Source organism: Pseudomonas sp. PICF141, from assembly GCF_002286815.1.
Lineage (GTDB): Bacteria > Pseudomonadota > Gammaproteobacteria > Pseudomonadales > Pseudomonadaceae > Aquipseudomonas.
This window is the reverse complement of record NZ_MUNM01000065.1, coordinates 59489-74977: the sequence shown is the minus strand read 5'-3', so window position 1 is coordinate 74977 and position 15489 is coordinate 59489. Positions and strand designations below refer to the sequence as shown.

The window sequence follows — 15489 nt, the reverse complement described above, 5'->3', positions numbered from 1 at the left end:
CAGCAGCGACGGCGGCATCACCTGGACCGCGACCTTCACGCCAACCGTCGGCGTGAATGACCCGAGCAACGTCATCACCCTGAACAATACCGGTGTGGCTGATCTGGCCGGCAACACCGGCAGCGGCACCACCAACTCCGGCAATTACACCCTCGATACGGTGCTGCCGACAGCCACTATCGTTGTCGCCGACACTGCGCTGAGCGTCGGTGAAACCTCGCTGGTGACCATCACTTTCAGCGAAGCGGTCAGTGGTTTCACCAACGCTGACCTGACCATCGCCAATGGCACCTTGAGCGCCGTCAGCAGCAGTGACGGCGGCGTCACCTGGACCGCAACCTTCACACCGACCAATGCCATCACCGACACCAGCAACGTCATCACCCTGGATAACAGCGGTGTACAAAACGGCTCGGGCAATGCCGGTAGCGGCACCACCGATTCCAACAACTACGCCATCGACACCGTGCGCCCGACGGCCACCATCGTGGTCGCGGACGCGGCGCTGGCGGTGGGGCAAACCTCGGTGGTGACCATCACGTTTTCCGAGGCGGTGACCGGATTTACCACGGCTGACCTGACCGTGAGCAACGGTACCCTGAGCAATCTGAGCACCAGCGATAACATCACCTATACCGCCACCCTGACGCCGACGGCGAGCATCACCGACACGACCAACCTGATTACCCTGGACAACACTGCAGTGATCGACGGGGCAGGCAACACGGGGACCGGTACCACCGATTCGAATAACTACGCCATCGACAGCCAACGCCCGACCGCCACTATCGTGCTGAGCGACACGACCCTGAAACCGGGCGAAACCGCGCTGGTGACCATCACCTTCAGCGAAGCGGTAACGGGTTTCGACAACGCCGACCTGAGCGTCGCCAATGGTACGTTGAGCGCGGTGAGCAGCAGCGACGGCGGCATCACCTGGACCGGGACCTTCACTCCGACCGCCGGGATTACCGACACCAGCAACCTCATCACCCTGAGCAACAGCGGCCTCTCGGACCTGGCCGGCAATGCCGGATCAGGCACCACCAACTCCGCCAATTATGTGGTGGAAACCGAAGTGCCGACCGCCACCATCGTGGTTGCCGACAACGCGCTGAAGGTCGGTGAAACCTCGTTGGTCACCATCACGTTCAGCTCGGCGGTCAGTGGTTTTGACAACGCCGACCTGACGGTAGCCAACGGCACCCTCAGCAACGTTTCGTCCATCGATGGTGGCGTGACCTGGACCGCGACCTTCACACCTGCGGTCAGCGTGACGGATACCACCAACCTGATCAGCCTGAACAACAGCGGTGTGACCAACGTATCGGGCAATAGCGGCGTCGGCGTGACCGATTCCAACAACTATGCGATTGATACCGTTCGCCCGACCGCGACCATTGTGGTGGCGGACAATAAACTGGGCATTGGTGAAACCACCACGGTGACCATTACCTTCAGTGAAGCGGTGTCCGGATTCGATCTGGCGGACCTCAGCGTGGCCAATGGCGTGCTGTCCAACCTGGCCAGTAGCGACGGCGGTGTGACCTGGACCGCCACACTCACACCGACCGCGAGCCTTGACGATGCGACCAACCTGATCCTGCTCGACACCGGCAATGTGCTCGACGCGGCGGGTAATGCCGGCGCCAGCATCGCCATTTCCAACAACTACGCACTCGATGCGACTCGCCCGACCGTCACCATCGTGGTTGCCAACCCGAACCTGGGCATCGGCCAGACGACACTGGTGACCTTCACGTTCAGCGAGGCGGTCAGCGACTTCGATTTGTCGGACTTGAGCGTCACTAACGGCGAGCTGACCAATCTGGCCAGCAGCGATGGCGGCAAGACCTGGACCGGAACGTTCACACCCACCGCGAGCCTCACCGACCCGAGCAATTTCATTGCGTTGGACACCAGCAACGTGACGGACCTGGCGGGCAACATCGGCGCCAGCGTCGCGGTTTCCAACAACTACGCCATCGACGGCGAACGGCCGACGGCCACGGTGGTGGTTGCCAACCCGAACCTGGGCGTGGGCCAGACCTCATTGGTGACCTTCACCTTCAACGAAGCAGTGAGTGGCTTTGACCTGTCCGACATCAGCGTGGCGAACGGCAGCTTGTCCAGTTTGAGCAGCAGCGATGGCGGTAGAACCTGGACTGCGACCCTGACGCCGAACGCTAACGTCAGCAGTGGCAACAATGCGATCAGCCTGAGCGTCGCTGGCGTCAGCGATTCAGCAGGCAACACGGGCAGCGGTGTCAGCCTGTCGAACAGCTATGCGATCAATACAGTCGTTGCACCGTCATCGCCGATTGTCGTGGTGCCGCCGGAACCCGAGTTCCGGGTCACGGTTCCTGTCAGCGTGCCCGATCTGCCCAACGTGCCATTACAGCCGATCATCTTTACGCCACCCACTGGCGATCTCGGCTCGCCACTGACCTTTACCCCGCTGTTTGAACAGCGAGTGATCGGCAACGGCATTCGGCCTTTGGGCGATATTTTCATGAGCCATGGGGCGCTGACGCCCAGCTTTATCGCCCAGGTATTCAGCAGCAGTGAAAACGGTGGCGATGGCTCAGGTCACGGCTTCCTCGGTTTTGGCGGCGGCGATGGCGGGGTTTTTGGCAGCAGCACGCTGTCGAGTCTGTTCAATCAGGACACGGTCAGCGAGGGGGACTCGCTGAATGCCTTCGGCAATAACTCAATCAGGATGGGAGATGTTTCCCAAGGACTGCGCGGCGTGTTTGGCGCACCGAGTCTTGGCCAGCAATTGCAACAAATCAAAGACACCGAGCAGCGGCAGGTCGAAAGCCTGGCCGCGGCTTTGCAACAGGTCGGCATCAGTGAAATGCAGGCCTGAAGAAACCATAAAGCAAGGCGGCACCCGGGGGCTCCAAGGATGAAGAGAAGTCAGAAGTTATTCGGCGCCAGCCTGCTGGCGCTGGCGATCAGCGGTTGTGCAGTGACCAGTGAACCGATCGAACGCAGCGTCAGCCAACAGCGCGCCAAAAGCGATCTGCAAAACATGTACAAGGGACAGGAGCCCCTCAGTGGCCCGCTGACCCTGCATCAGGCCATGGCCCGTGCGGTGAAATACAACCTCGAAGGCCGGCTCAAGATCATGGAAGAGGCCCTGGCCAAGCGCCAACTCGACCTCGCCAGTTTCGACATGCTGCCACGCATGGCGCTGGACGCCGGTTACGTGGGGCGCAACAACGTCAGCGCTTCCAGCAGCCAGAGCGTCGAGACCGGGGCCCAGTCCCTGGAACCGTCGACCTCCCAGGACCGCGACCGTGAAGTGGCAGACCTGACCATGGTCTGGAACGTGCTCGACTTTGGTGTCAGCTACATCAGCGCCAAGCAACAGGGCGACCAGCGACTGATCGTCCAGGAGCGTCGGCGCAAGGTCATCAACACCATCGTGCAGGATGTGCGCTCGGCCTATTGGCGAGCCATGGCCGCCGAACGTTTGCTCAAACAGATCGACAGCCTCATGGCCCGGGTCGAAACCGCTCGCACCAATAGCCAGAGCATGAGCGAGCAGCGTATCGGCGATCCGATTCAGGCATTGGGCTATCAACGCTCGTTGATCGAAGCCACCCGCCAACTGGAAGAACAACGCCGCGCACTGTCGCTGGCGAAAACCGAACTGGCGACCTTGATCAACCTGCCGCTGAGCACCCATCTGACGCTGGCGACCCAGGACGATTACGTCATCCCGGAACTCAAGGTCGACCTCGCCAGCCTGGAACAGGAAGCCCTCACCAGTCGGCCGGAGTTGCGCGAGCAGGATTACCAGACCCGCATCAGCGCCGCCGAAACCCGCAAAGCCATGCTGCGTCTGCTGCCGGGGCTGGAGTTTGCCGCAGGCGGGCATTACGACAGCAACTCGTTTTTGGTGGAGCAGGGCTGGGCGGATTATGGGGTGAAAGTCACCTGGAACCTGTTCAATGTCATTTCCGCGCCCGCCGCGATTGACGTTGCCAAGGCCGGTGAAGAAGTCGCCGCGGCGCGCAGGCAGGCGATGTCGATTGCCATCCTGGCGCAGCTTTACGTGGCCAACGCCAACTATCGCGAAGCGATGCGGCAGTTCAAGACCAATCAACAACTGTCAGACATCGATGGGCAAATCGTCGGCCAATTGCGCAATCGTCATCAGGCGGCGGGGCTGGGCGAACTGGACCTGATCCAGGGCGAGCTGAACACCTTGCAGGCGGACCTGCGACGCGACCTGTCTTACGCCGACCTGCGCAACGCTTACGGGCAGATCTTCGCCAGCGCCGGTCTCGATCCGCTGCCGGACGAAGTGCAATCGACCGAAGTCCAGTCCATCGCCACGGCCCTGGCCAATCGTGAAGAGGCGTGGGCGGCGGGCAACATCTCAGTGCCGGTGGTCCATGCCCCGGTCCAATAATCTGCTGGCGCCGATGGCGAGCATCAGCCGCGCCCAAAGGGAGACCCGCAACGGCCATCGGGGCACGGCAATGTTGCTGACCGGTTTGCCGGCCGCGGGCAAGTCGACATTGGCCCAGGCACTGCACGCCGAGTTGTTCGAGCACGGCGTGCAGAGTGTGGTGCTCGATGGCGACGGACTGCGTGTCGGGCTCAATCGCGATTTGGGGTTTACCGACAGTGATCGCCTGGAAAACATTCGCCGCGCCAGTGAGCTCGCGGCACTGTTGGTCGAGAACGGGCAAATTGTCATCCTCGCGATGATCGCGCCTTTGATGGAATTGCGTGAAGTGTTCGCCCGACGGTTGGGTGAGGATTACCGTGAAGTCTGGTGCAGCGCCTCGTTGGCGGTGTGTGAGCAGCGTGACCCCAAAGGTCATTACGCCAAGGCTCGACGGGGTGAGTTGGCGGGTTTCACCGGTATTTCCGCGCCTTACGAACCACCGCCATGCGCGTCGCTGGTGCTCGACACCGGTGCGCAGTCGATCGAGGCCTGTCTTGATCGTTTGCTGACCTGGCTTGGTGAATGCGCGGTGCTGCCGAAACGATGAGTCGGGCGCGGTATCTACAATGGCCCGGCGTACACCTGTAGGAGCTGCCGAAGGCTGCGATCTTTTGGCGCTCGGAGATTATTCCTCAAGGCTTCGACGACAAATCCGCCATCCCCTTGAGGAACTCGATCGGCAGCGGAAAAACGATGGTTGAACTCTTGTCGCCGGCAATCGAACTCAGCGTCTGCATGTAACGCAGTTGCATGGCCCCCGGCTGACGGCCGAGCATTTCGGCGGCCTGCATGAGTTTTTCCGAGGCCTGCAATTCGCCTTCGGCGTGGATTACCTTGGCCCGACGTTCCCGTTCGGCCTCAGCCTGCTTGGCGATGGCGCGAATCATCGATTCATTGAGGTCCACGTGCTTGATCTCGACGTTGGCCACCTTGATGCCCCAGGCATCGGTTTGCGCGTCGAGCACTTGCTGTATGTCGACGTTCAGCCGTTCCCGTTCAGCCAGCAATTCATCGAGTTCATGTTTACCGAGCACTGCCCGCAATGTGGTCTGGGCCAGTTGGCTGGTGGCCATGAGAAAGTCTTCAACCTGAATGATCGCCCTTTGCGGATCGAGCACGCGAAAATACAGCACCGCGTTGACCTTGACCGAGACGTTGTCGCGGGTAATCACATCTTGGGCCGGCACATCGAGCACCACGGTGCGCAGGTCGACACGCACCATTTGCTGAACCACCGGAATCAGCAGGATCAGGCCGGGGCCCTTGACCTGCCAGAAGCGCCCGAGCTGGAACACCACGCCGCGTTCATATTCGCGCAGGATGCGGAAGGTCGACCCCGCCAGTGCAATCAGCAATAACAGCAGCGTGGCAAAACCCAGTTGCAGGCCCATGACTATTCTCCGCCATCATTATTCATTGCGGGCACCGCGTCAGCCGCGGCCACTTCCAGCAGTAGACCCTTGCGTGCCACTACCCGAACCTGTTGGCCTGGTTGAAGCGGTGTTGCGCTCATGACTTGCCATTGCTCGCCTTGCAGGTGTACCCAGCCGATATAGGCATTACCGGCCTGCAACGACGTTATCGGCGTCACGGCGCCCAGTATTTCGGCGTCACCGCTGACGTTGCGGCGCGGTCGGGTTTTCAAGGCGCGGATTACCAGGAAAATCAGCAGCAGTGCGCTGATCAGTCCCAAGCCGATCATCAACGGAACGGGGACTTCGGTGTTCGTCAGAATCACCGCCCCCATCACGAACATCACAAGGCCACCCAGGCCGACCACGCCGTAATTGGGCAAGGCCGCCTCGGCGATCAGAAACGCAATGCCGAACGTGATCAGCCAGAGCCCGAGGGGATCGGGGACCAGCACAATAAGCGTGTCCGCCGCGAAAACCGGTCCGCTCAGGGCCAGCAGCGGCGTCATTGCACAGCAACGCCTGTTCACTTGACCCTCCGGGAGAGTCATCCGTCCACGAGTCATTTATGACTCTGTATACAAGTCTAGTTGAGCACGCATTTGTATGAATCCTGACCCGTTGTCGAAAGCGTCCGACGGGCGGATTTCCCATCGGAACCCCTCGGCGGGCCTAGACTTTTAATGGAGACAAAAAAGTTAACCACCGTCCGTGATTCGTTGCTGCGGACACCGAGGTGCATCATGCGTATGGCAAAAACCGTGCAGAACTGCCTGGACAAGGCTCACTGCGAATATGACATCGTTTCTCACCCGCACTCGGCCAGCAGCCTTGAAACGGCTCGGCTGGCGGGCATTCCTGCCGAACGGGTCGCCAAATCGGTGATTCTTGACGACAACCATGGCCACTATTTGATGGCCGTACTCCCCGCCAGCTGTCACCTGGACTTGAGCAAAGTGCGCGGCAGCGGCGAATGGCAAGTCACCCGTGAAAGCAACCTGCCGCACCTGTTCGACGATTGCGAACGCGGTGCCGTGCCTGCATTGGGCGAATCCTACGGAATGGACATGGTCATCGACCCACTGCTGACCCGGCAGAAAGACATCTACCTGGAAGCCGGCAACCACAGCAATCTGGTCCACATGAGCGTGCCGGAATTTCTGAAAATGGTGCCCCATGCCAAGGTGTGCGAGTTGAGCCAGTCGGCATAACAGTCGACCCGACTGCCGTCATCGCGGGCAAGCCTCGCTCCCACAGGACTTGCGAAAACCCTGTGGGAGCGGGCTTGCCCGCGAATAGCCGCACCGCGGTCCCCATCCAAATACGCGATCACGAAGGAGCCCGATATGGAATCCCCAACCCACACCCTCCCAGCGCTGTTCAAACAACTCGGCCTGCCGGATGACGCCGAAAGCATCGATAAATTCATCGCTACCCATTCACCGCTCAAACCCGAACTGCACCTTGCGGACGCGTTCTTCTGGAATGAGAGCCAGGCAGAGCTGCTGCGTGAGGAAATTCTGGATGATGCGGATTGGGCAGAGGTGGTGGATCAGCTGGATGTGCTGCTGAGGAAGGGGCGGGGGGTATAACAATCATCTTTCTGGTGGCCACTGTCGGGACGTGTGCGCTAGAGCGAGTATCCAGATCGCGTCTGGCCCTAGTTCATAAATGACGCGATAGCTCTGATGTGGAATTAACTCGCGGGTACCTGCAATGATTCCGACAGGGCCGCTTTCTGGGTATTGGGCAAGGCGGGATATCGCGTCCTTGAAGCGGTTATCCATGTCGATGGCGGCTTGCGGGTTGACGGCATGCAGGTAATCCCAAATGTCTGCACGATCCTGTGCTGCTATTGGCGTCCAGACTATCTTCATTCTTGTATGGCTGCTCGCATTCGCCTGGCAGTGAATTCTGCTTCAACTTCTTCATTGCTCAGGCCATCCCCAGCGTGCATGGACACTCGGGCCTTGTCGACCTTACGCTGCAGGAATGCTTCGTACTCGCGCGATTCGCGTTGGGTTTGAACGAATTGACGCATCATTTCCCTGACGATTTGAGAGGCAGGACGATGAGAAGCTTCTGCTTCGGCCATGAACTGTTCACGCAATTCGGGTTCGAGTTTCATCGTAAAAACGGCTTGTTTTGACATGTCCAAGTCCTCGGAATATGTACTGACGAAGTATATACATCTTCACTACATTCCTTGGGTCAAGCTTGTACACGTCACGACAGACGGACGTTCCTTGCATTGCGGCCCGGAAAGCGGACGAACGCAAGGGTCCCACTCCGGCAAACCCTGAGGCCATTGCTATGCTTTGACTTGATGGGGGCGCGCGGCGAACCCGTCGATCAAGGCTTGCGTTGATCATGGGGATCTAATAATGAAAAACCCTTACGCTCCCGGCTTCTGGTGCGCCATTGCGGCATTGGTTTTGCTGTCGGCCACCTATTTCTACGGCGTCATGCTGGCTCACGAGCTCGACACGGCGCTGATATTCCTCGACAGCGCGGCGGCGTTGATCGCCGTGATGGCTATCGTGGTGGTCGCCTGGGCTTCATTGCAGAACCAGCGCATCAAGAAACGGCAACTCGAACAAGGCAAGACCTTGGTGCTGATCTGGGACACCAAGGTGGCTTTGCGTCGTGTCGAAACGGTGTTCGACCGGTATTTCTGGGGCAGTTACTGGCAACCGGGGCGCACGTTCCAGGAAGTCATGGGCGAACTCACTGGCACGCCGCTGGAAAAAAGCCTCGAAACCTTGAAAAAACAGTGCCTGGCGCTGGACAAGCAAGTGGCCGATGAAGGGTGGCACTGGCTCAACAATGCGCGCGAGCTGTCCGATGTCGCCAACGCCATGGCCCGTGAACGCTATCAGCTGGATTTCTGCGACCCGCGCGCGGAAGTGACCGGCGGGGCGGTGATCAATCGGGATTTTGAAGTGCTGGTGTATACGTGGACGGCGCGGCTCAAGAGCTTTGATCATCAATTGGATGAGATTGAGGTTCAATATTCCTGAGTTGATATTGGCTGGACTGACGCCTTCGCGGGCAAGCCTCGCTCCTACAGGATTTGTGTCCTTTGCGAAATTTGCGCACGACACAAATCCTGTAGGAGCGAGGCTTGCCCGCGATGGCGATCTCATGACCACCAAAACTCTCGCCCCCTGCGCGGTTCATAGACATTCTTTCACCTTTAATCATTGGGCCGCTTTGCGGCGCAAATGCTAATCTCCATCCCACTTTCAGCGCAGTCGTGACCGCAACCCCCATGGGTTCAGGGAAGACGACCACACTTTCAACAACGGACATTGACGGGTACTTCATGAATAAATCAGCAGGCGTGCTTCTAGGAATTGTCGTGGCCATCGGTGCAATCAGTGCCGGCGGTGCGTGGTACACCGGCAGCAAGCTCGATGGGGTACTGAACACTTCGATCACCGACGCCAACAAAGAACTGCAAGCCGCGCTGGCGGGTTCCAACGGCACGGCGTCTCTGGAACTGGTGTCGCTGGACCGCCATGTGTTCAGCAGTACCGCGCACTATCGCCTCAAGGGCGAAGGCGAGATGTTTGGTGAAACGCCGGTCGAGTTGCTGTTCGTCGATCGCATCGAACACGGTCCACTGCCGTTCTCGCGCCTGGTGTCGCTGAAGTGGTTGCCGGTCCTGGCGACCAGTCACTACGAACTGGAAAAGACCCCGCTGACCGAAAAGTGGTTCGCCGCCGCCAAGGACAAATCCCCGGTCAAAGGCGTGGTTAACATTGGCTACGACAATTCCACCAAGGGCACCCTCGAGTTTGTGCCGCTGGAAACCGCGCTGGATGACAAATCCAGTCTGACCTTTTCCGGTATGAAAATCGACGTAGACGCCAGTGCCCAGGCGCAAAAGGTCAAGGCCGACGGATATATGGACAGCCTGAAGCTGACCACCGTGGCTGAAGATCAGACCCCGGTGCAGGTCGAGCTCAACGGCTTGACCGTGGCCAGTAACCTGAACAAAAGCACGTACGGCTATTACACCGGCGAAAACACCGTCGGGCTGACCCACAGCAAGACCACCTTCGGCGCCAAGCAGTCGGTATTCGGCGTCAAGAACTTTGAAATGAAGAACAAGACCGAGGAATCGGGCACCAACGCTTCGGGGCGTGCCGATTACAAGGTCGGTGAAATGTCCTTGAACGGCAAGGTGATCGGCTCTGCGCAAATGGCCATGAGCCTGAAAAACCTCGACATCCCGTCAACGATGTCGCTGATGCAGATCTACCAGACCAAATTGCAACCTTACGAAAAGGCCGCCACTGAAGCCGCTGCCGCCGGTCTACCGGCGCCGGAGCTGAACCTGACCCCGGCCGAAGAGGAACAGGTCAAGACCAGCCTGGAGAAACTGCTGGCCGCAGGTCCCCAGGTGGCTCTGGAAAACCTGTCGTTCAACACCACCCATGGCGCAAGCCGGGTCAACCTGGTGCTGGACCTGACCAAACCGCAATCCATGGACTTGCCGCCAGACCAGTTGATCAAGCAGTTGATCGCGCTGCTGGACTTCAACCTTTTGGTGTCCAAGCCAATGTTGGTTGATGTGCTTACCGTGCAATCGCAAATCGACGGCCAGACCGATGCCAAGCTGATTGCCGATCAGGCAAGCGCAACCGCCGATATGTTCAGCAGCATGGCGGTGGGCACGCAACTGGCGAAGCTGGACGGTAACAACGTTGTCACCAAGCTGCACTACGCCAACAATCAGGTGGACTTCAACGGCCAGAAAATGACCCTCGAGGAGTTTGTCGGCTTTGTGATGAGCAAGCTCGGCGGCACCGGCAACGTCTCCATCCAGTAAAAATTTCAGGCTTCAACACAACGCCCGGCCTCTGCAACACGCAGACGCCGGGCGTTTTGCTGTCTGGAGTCAGCCGAGCTCCCACATGGATTTGCACTTGGCTGAGTGGCATTGGAGAAGACCCGAACATCACGAATCTGAAGAATTATTGCGCGCTGAATAGTTGACTTCGCTGGCATGCAAAACTGCGTCGATAAAGCCTGGCCGGGTCTTTCGATCCGGCTTTCCGCCAGAAGGGGAAGGGGACATTGCGACCCGGCTGGCCATGTAAGGATGCTGACGAATGCCGTGTATTGCTGGTCCCTTTATTCATCGTGGTTTGCGCCCCTTGTTTCGCGTTGCGCTGTGCGGCCAATTGTTATGGCCGGTGCTGGCGTTCGCCGATACGCCGTATGACCAAATGGTTCACGATGCACGAGCCGGCAACCACACGCCTGCGCTGACGGTGTTGCGCCAGGTGCCGGTCAATCAGGCCACCACCGGCCAGATCAGCGATCACTTGCAGATCGCCAGTTGGGCCGGCCTGGACGCTGAAGTGGTCCAAGTCTATGAAACCCGGGGGCACAATCGGGCGCTGCCGGTTCAGGCCCTGACCGCCACCGCGCGTGCCTATCGCAACCTCAAGCGCTGGGATTCGGCGACCCGGGTGTACAACAAGGCCCTGGCCCTTGATCCGAAAAACGCCGATCTGCAGCTGGGGCTGGCGATGACCCAAGCCGATGCCGGCAAGCCTGACGAAGCGGTTGCCCGCGCCAAGGCCATGGTGGCGGCAAAACCGGATGATCCTTCCCGCCGCTTGGCCCTGGCCTACGCCTTGACCCGCGCCGGTGCCACCTATGACGCGCTGTTTGAATACGATCAGGCCTTCGTCCGCGCCGGCAGCAAGCCCGACGTCGCTCGGGAATACGTGATTGCCCTGCAACGCGCCCGCCTGCCGGAACCGGCCTTGCGCCTGGCGCGTCAGCGGCCGGGATTGCTGGATCCGGTCACGTTGCGCCGCCTTGAAGGTGACTTGGCCGCAGAGCGCGTGCGTTTGGCCGAGCTGGCCACCCGCAGCGAAAAAGAACGTTATCTGATCGCTGATCGGGCCCTGGTCGATTACGACCAGTTGCTGACGAGCTGGACACCGGATCCTCAGGCCCACGATGACGTCATCCGCTGGCGAATCGATCGCATGGGCGCCCTCAAGGCCCGCGCGCGCACCGCCGATGTGATCGCCGAATACCAGAAGTTGCTCGCCGCAGGCGTGAAGATCCCGACCTATGCCCTGCGTTGGGTGGCGTCGTCTTATCTGGACCAGCGTCAGCCAGAAATCGCCACCGATCTGTACCGTCAGGTGCTGGTCGCCCCGGATGCCGATGTCGGCGACCGTCTGGAAGACAGCACCGCGCTCTATTACGCCTTGCTCGAAAGCGATAAGGCCGATGAAGCACGTCAGGTCGCCGAGGACTTGGCGAAAACACAGAAGCCGCGGGTCGAGCTCAAAGGCTTGCCGGTGGGCAATCCCAATGATGAATGGATGGACGCGCAGCAACTCGCTGCCCAAGCGGGTACCTACGGCGCTGATCTGCCGTCGGGCGAGCAGCGTTTGCAGACGCTGGTCAATCAGGCCCCAGGCAACCTCGGCCTGCGTCTGGCCCAGGCCGATCTATACCTGGCCCGGGACTGGCCACGGCGCGCCGAAAATCAGCTCAAGGAAACCGAGAGCATGGCGCCGCGGGACATCGGGCTGGAAGTTGCGCAAGGTCACACCGCCATGGATCTGCAGGAATGGCGGCAGCTGGATGCGCTGACTGACGATGTGGTCACGCGTTTTCCTGATAACCGTCAGGTCCAGCGTTTACAGCGTCAGCGCGCGGTCCATGACATGGCCGAGCTGCGTGTGGAGGCCTACGGCGGCAAGAGTTATGGCGGAGGCAACGACGACGCCGGGGCGGTTAACGGCAGTCGCGATTTCGGCATCGAAACCACACTGTACAGCCCGCCCATCGATGAAGACTGGCGCGTGTTCGCCGGTGCCGGTTACGCCACCGGCGACTTCCAGGAAGGCACTGGTCACCATCGCTTTCAGCGCGTCGGGCTCGAACGCCGGACCCGTGACATGACCCTGGAAGCGGAAGTCTCCAACCATTCCTACGGCTTCGGTGACAAACAAGGCGCGCGCCTGGCGATTGCCCGAGACATCGACGATCACTGGCAGTACGGCGGCAGCCTCGAATACCTGTCGGCGCAAACGCCGTTGCGAGCCTTGAACAGCGACATCACCGCCAACGGCGGCAGCGGTTTCATCCATTGGCGCGCCAATGAGAGCCGTGAGTGGAGACTGGCGGTCAGCCCCTCGCATTTCAGCGACGGCAACAACCGCGTCGAAGCCTTGCTCACCGGTCGCGAGGGTGTTTACCGCGCGCCGGGGTTGCAAGTCGACCTCGGCCTGGAGGTCGGCGCCAGCCGTAACTCCAAGTCCGACGACGTGCCGTATTTCAACCCCAAATCCGACTTCAGCGTGCTGCCGACGGTGAACGTCAATCACGTGCTCTACCACCGTTACGAAACCTCCTGGAGCCAGCAGTTCCAGGCCGGCGCGGGCACCTATAGCCAGCGCGATCACGGCACTGGCGGCGTCGGGCTGCTGGGTTACGGCCAGCGCTACAGCTGGAACGATGTATTCGAGGTGGGCGGCCTGCTGAGCGTGATCAACCGGCCTTATGACGGCGACCGCGAAACCGATTTGCGCCTGCTCGTCGACCTCACTTACCGCTTCTAGAAGAGTTTGAAGATGCCTTTTATTTCGCGTTTCATCCTTTTGCTGGGAGCGCTGTTGATCAGCGCCTGCGCCCAGCAAGCTCCGGCCTTCGCACCACCGTCCGAACGCCCGATGCCGGCCAATGAAAAGCCTTGGCCAAAAAACCACGTACTGGGGATTTCTTACCACGACGTCGAAGACCGTGACCCCGATCAGGCGGTGGTGGCCGTGCGCACCGAACGGCTGATCGAGCAACTGGCGTGGCTGCGGGAGAACCACTACAAGCCGGTCACCATCGACCAGATCCTGGCCGCGCGCAACGGCGGCCCCGAGCTGCCGCCGCGGGCGATTGTGTTGAGTTTCGACGATGGCTATTCGAGCTTCTACACCCGCGTGTTGCCGGTGCTGCGCGCCTATAACTGGCCCGCCTTGCTGGCGCCGGTGGGGGTGTGGATCGATACGCCGCTGAATCAGCCAGTGGATTTCGCCGGCACACCACGGCAGCGTTCGGACTTCCTGACCTGGGAGCAGATCCGCGAGATTTCCCGGTCCGGTCTGGTGGAAATCGCCGCCCACACCGACGCCAGTCACAAAGGCGTGTTGGCCAACCCGCAAGGCAACCTGCAACCAGCGGCCGCGACCCGGCGCTATGACGCGGCTAGCGGTCGCTATGAAACCGAAGCCCAATTCCAGGCCCGGATGCGCGCCGACGTGGCGGCCATCTCGGAGAAGATTCGCAAGGTCACCGGCTACAAGCCCCGTGTCTGGGTCTGGCCCTACGGCGCGGCGGACGGCACCTCGCTGCAAGTGATCAACGAGCAGGGTTATCAGATGGCTCTGACTCTGGAAGACGGCCTCGATGCCCTCGACAACCTGATGAGCAGCCCGCGCTTTTTGGTGGCCTCCGATCCGGATGGTGAGCACTTCGCCAACAGCATCGTTTCGGTGCAGGCCGAATCGCCGATGCGCGTGGTGCATGTGGACCTGGACAACGTCTACGACCCGGACCCGGCCCAACAGGAAATCAACCTCGGCAAACTGATCCAGCGCATGGCCGACATGGGCGCCAACACGGTGTTCCTGCAAGCCTTCGCCGACCCTGCCGGCGATGGCCTGGTGCATTCGCTGTATTTCCCCAACCGGCACCTGCCGATGCGGGCCGATATCTTCGACCGCGTGGCCTGGCAGTTGCGTACTCGGGCTAACGTCAAAGTCTATGCCTGGATGCCGGTGCTGAGTTTTGCCCTCGATTCGAAGCTGCCACGAGTTACCCGCTGGGACCCGAAAACCGGCGTCACCTCGATCGATCCGGACCAGTACAAGCGCTTGTCGCCCTTCGACCCGAACGTGCGGCGCATCATTGGTGAAATCTACGAAGACATGGCGCGCATGACGTCGGTCGACGGCGTCCTCTATCACGATGACGCGGTGTTGTCGGACTTCGAAGACGCTGGCCCCGAAGCCCTGAAGGTCTATGCCGCCAACGGTCTGCCGGGTTCGATTGCCGCCCTGCGTGACGACCCGGCCAGCCTGCAACGCTGGACGCGATTCAAGAGCCGCTACCTGATCGATTTCACTCACGAACTGACCGCCAAAGTCCGCGCCATTCGTGGCCCGCAAGTGAAAACGGCGCGCAATATTTTCGCCGAGCCAATGCTCAACCCCGAGAGTGAAGCCTGGTTCGCGCAGAACCTCGATGACTTCCTGAGCGCCTACGACTGGACGGCGCCAATGGCCATGCCACTCATGGAAAAACAGAGCCGCCAGCAATCTGGCCCTTGGCTCGAAACGCTGGTGGCGACGGTCAAGTCGCGCCCCGGCGCACTCGAGCGCACGGTGTTCGAATTGCAGGCCCGCGACTGGACGAAAAGCACCGACGCCGACATCGACGGCGAACAGTTGGCTGAGTGGATGGGCCGCCTCAAGCGTCAGGGCGCCACCAGTTTTGGCTACTACCCGGACAACTTCCTCGAGAACCAGCCGGAGCTGAAAACCGTGCGGCCCGCGCTCTCCAACAAGTGGAATCCTTAAT

Annotated in this window: 13 protein-coding genes; 9 read left to right on the top strand and 4 right to left on the bottom strand. The window is 60.3% G+C overall.

Annotated features, from left to right (window positions below; genetic code table 11):
- From BZL43_RS18220 to cysC, 3 genes are all read left to right on the top strand, one after another.
- On the top strand, window positions 1-2869 hold a 2869-nt coding region (locus BZL43_RS18220), incomplete at its 5' end, for an Ig-like domain-containing protein (protein ID WP_256582877.1).
- Between the two features lie 39 nt (window positions 2870-2908).
- Window positions 2909-4423: a TolC family protein gene (locus BZL43_RS18215; RefSeq protein WP_095633591.1), complete on the top strand. Its 1515-nt coding sequence runs from the start codon at window positions 2909-2911 to the stop codon at window positions 4421-4423.
- The gene (gene cysC / locus BZL43_RS18210; RefSeq protein WP_095633590.1) at window positions 4407-5012 is read left to right on the top strand and encodes an adenylyl-sulfate kinase; all 606 of its coding nucleotides are present in this window, start codon (window positions 4407-4409) and stop codon (window positions 5010-5012) included. Before BZL43_RS18215 ends, cysC begins: the two co-directional genes overlap by 17 nt.
- 85 nt (window positions 5013-5097) lie before the next feature.
- Here the strand turns inward: cysC and BZL43_RS18205 are convergent, their stop codons facing one another.
- Entirely contained in the window at window positions 5098-5856 is a 759-nt protein-coding gene (locus tag BZL43_RS18205) for a slipin family protein (RefSeq protein ID WP_095633589.1), read from the bottom strand.
- A gap of 2 nt (window positions 5857-5858) precedes the next feature.
- Window positions 5859-6407: an NfeD family protein gene (locus BZL43_RS18200; protein ID WP_095633588.1), complete on the bottom strand. Its 549-nt coding sequence runs from the start codon at window positions 6405-6407 to the stop codon at window positions 5859-5861.
- A gap of 213 nt (window positions 6408-6620) precedes the next feature.
- Between BZL43_RS18200 and BZL43_RS18195 the strand changes: the two genes are divergently transcribed.
- Window positions 6621-7088, top strand: a complete 468-nt coding sequence (locus BZL43_RS18195) for an aminoacyl-tRNA deacylase (RefSeq protein ID WP_095633587.1) — start codon at window positions 6621-6623, stop codon at window positions 7086-7088.
- A gap of 135 nt (window positions 7089-7223) precedes the next feature.
- Complete coding sequence (locus tag BZL43_RS18190) at window positions 7224-7469, top strand: DUF2789 domain-containing protein (RefSeq protein WP_095633586.1); 246 nt, start codon at window positions 7224-7226, stop codon at window positions 7467-7469.
- A 3-nt stretch (window positions 7470-7472) separates the two neighbouring features.
- Here BZL43_RS18190 and BZL43_RS18185 read toward each other — a convergent pair whose 3' ends face one another.
- Window positions 7473-7754 carry a type II toxin-antitoxin system RelE/ParE family toxin gene (locus BZL43_RS18185; protein WP_095633585.1) on the bottom strand — a complete coding sequence of 94 codons (282 nt, stop codon included), beginning with the start codon at window positions 7752-7754 and terminating at the stop codon, window positions 7473-7475.
- Window positions 7751-8029, bottom strand: coding sequence for an antitoxin of toxin-antitoxin stability system (locus BZL43_RS18180; protein ID WP_095633584.1), 279 nt, complete (start codon window positions 8027-8029; stop codon window positions 7751-7753). The genes BZL43_RS18185 and BZL43_RS18180 overlap by 4 nt, the downstream gene beginning before the upstream one ends.
- A gap of 232 nt (window positions 8030-8261) precedes the next feature.
- On the opposite strand from BZL43_RS18180, the gene BZL43_RS18175 reads away from it, so the two are divergent.
- From BZL43_RS18175 to pgaB, 4 genes are all read left to right on the top strand, one after another.
- The gene (locus BZL43_RS18175; protein ID WP_095633583.1) at window positions 8262-8897 is read left to right on the top strand and encodes an NADH:ubiquinone oxidoreductase subunit N; all 636 of its coding nucleotides are present in this window, start codon (window positions 8262-8264) and stop codon (window positions 8895-8897) included.
- A gap of 305 nt (window positions 8898-9202) precedes the next feature.
- Complete coding sequence (locus BZL43_RS18170; protein ID WP_095633582.1) at window positions 9203-10714, top strand: YdgA family protein; 1512 nt, start codon at window positions 9203-9205, stop codon at window positions 10712-10714.
- Window positions 10715-10997: 283 nt separating this feature from the next.
- Window positions 10998-13478, top strand: coding sequence for a poly-beta-1,6 N-acetyl-D-glucosamine export porin PgaA (pgaA, locus tag BZL43_RS18165; RefSeq protein WP_095633581.1), 2481 nt, complete (start codon window positions 10998-11000; stop codon window positions 13476-13478).
- Window positions 13479-13490: 12 nt separating this feature from the next.
- The gene (pgaB, locus tag BZL43_RS18160; RefSeq protein ID WP_095633580.1) at window positions 13491-15488 is read left to right on the top strand and encodes a poly-beta-1,6-N-acetyl-D-glucosamine N-deacetylase PgaB; all 1998 of its coding nucleotides are present in this window, start codon (window positions 13491-13493) and stop codon (window positions 15486-15488) included.
- Window position 15489: the final 1 nt, after the last annotated feature.

Bases quoted from the DNA above. Each gene is read 5' to 3' on its own strand.
- BZL43_RS18215 (WP_095633591.1), top strand. From the start codon at position 2,909: ATGAAGAGAAGTCAGAAGTTATTCGGCGCCAGCCTGCTGGCGCTGGCG.
- cysC (WP_095633590.1), top strand. From the start codon at position 4,407: ATGCCCCGGTCCAATAATCTGCTGGCGCCGATGGCGAGCATCAGCCGC.
- BZL43_RS18205 (WP_095633589.1), bottom strand. From the start codon at position 5,856: ATGGGCCTGCAACTGGGTTTTGCCACGCTGCTGTTATTGCTGATTGCA.
- BZL43_RS18195 (WP_095633587.1), top strand. From the start codon at position 6,621: ATGCGTATGGCAAAAACCGTGCAGAACTGCCTGGACAAGGCTCACTGC.
- BZL43_RS18190 (WP_095633586.1), top strand. From the start codon at position 7,224: ATGGAATCCCCAACCCACACCCTCCCAGCGCTGTTCAAACAACTCGGC.
- BZL43_RS18185 (WP_095633585.1), bottom strand. From the start codon at position 7,754: ATGAAGATAGTCTGGACGCCAATAGCAGCACAGGATCGTGCAGACATT.
- BZL43_RS18180 (WP_095633584.1), bottom strand. From the start codon at position 8,029: ATGTCAAAACAAGCCGTTTTTACGATGAAACTCGAACCCGAATTGCGT.
- BZL43_RS18175 (WP_095633583.1), top strand. From the start codon at position 8,262: ATGAAAAACCCTTACGCTCCCGGCTTCTGGTGCGCCATTGCGGCATTG.
- BZL43_RS18170 (WP_095633582.1), top strand. From the start codon at position 9,203: ATGAATAAATCAGCAGGCGTGCTTCTAGGAATTGTCGTGGCCATCGGT.
- pgaA (WP_095633581.1), top strand. From the start codon at position 10,998: ATGCCGTGTATTGCTGGTCCCTTTATTCATCGTGGTTTGCGCCCCTTG.
- pgaB (WP_095633580.1), top strand. From the start codon at position 13,491: ATGCCTTTTATTTCGCGTTTCATCCTTTTGCTGGGAGCGCTGTTGATC.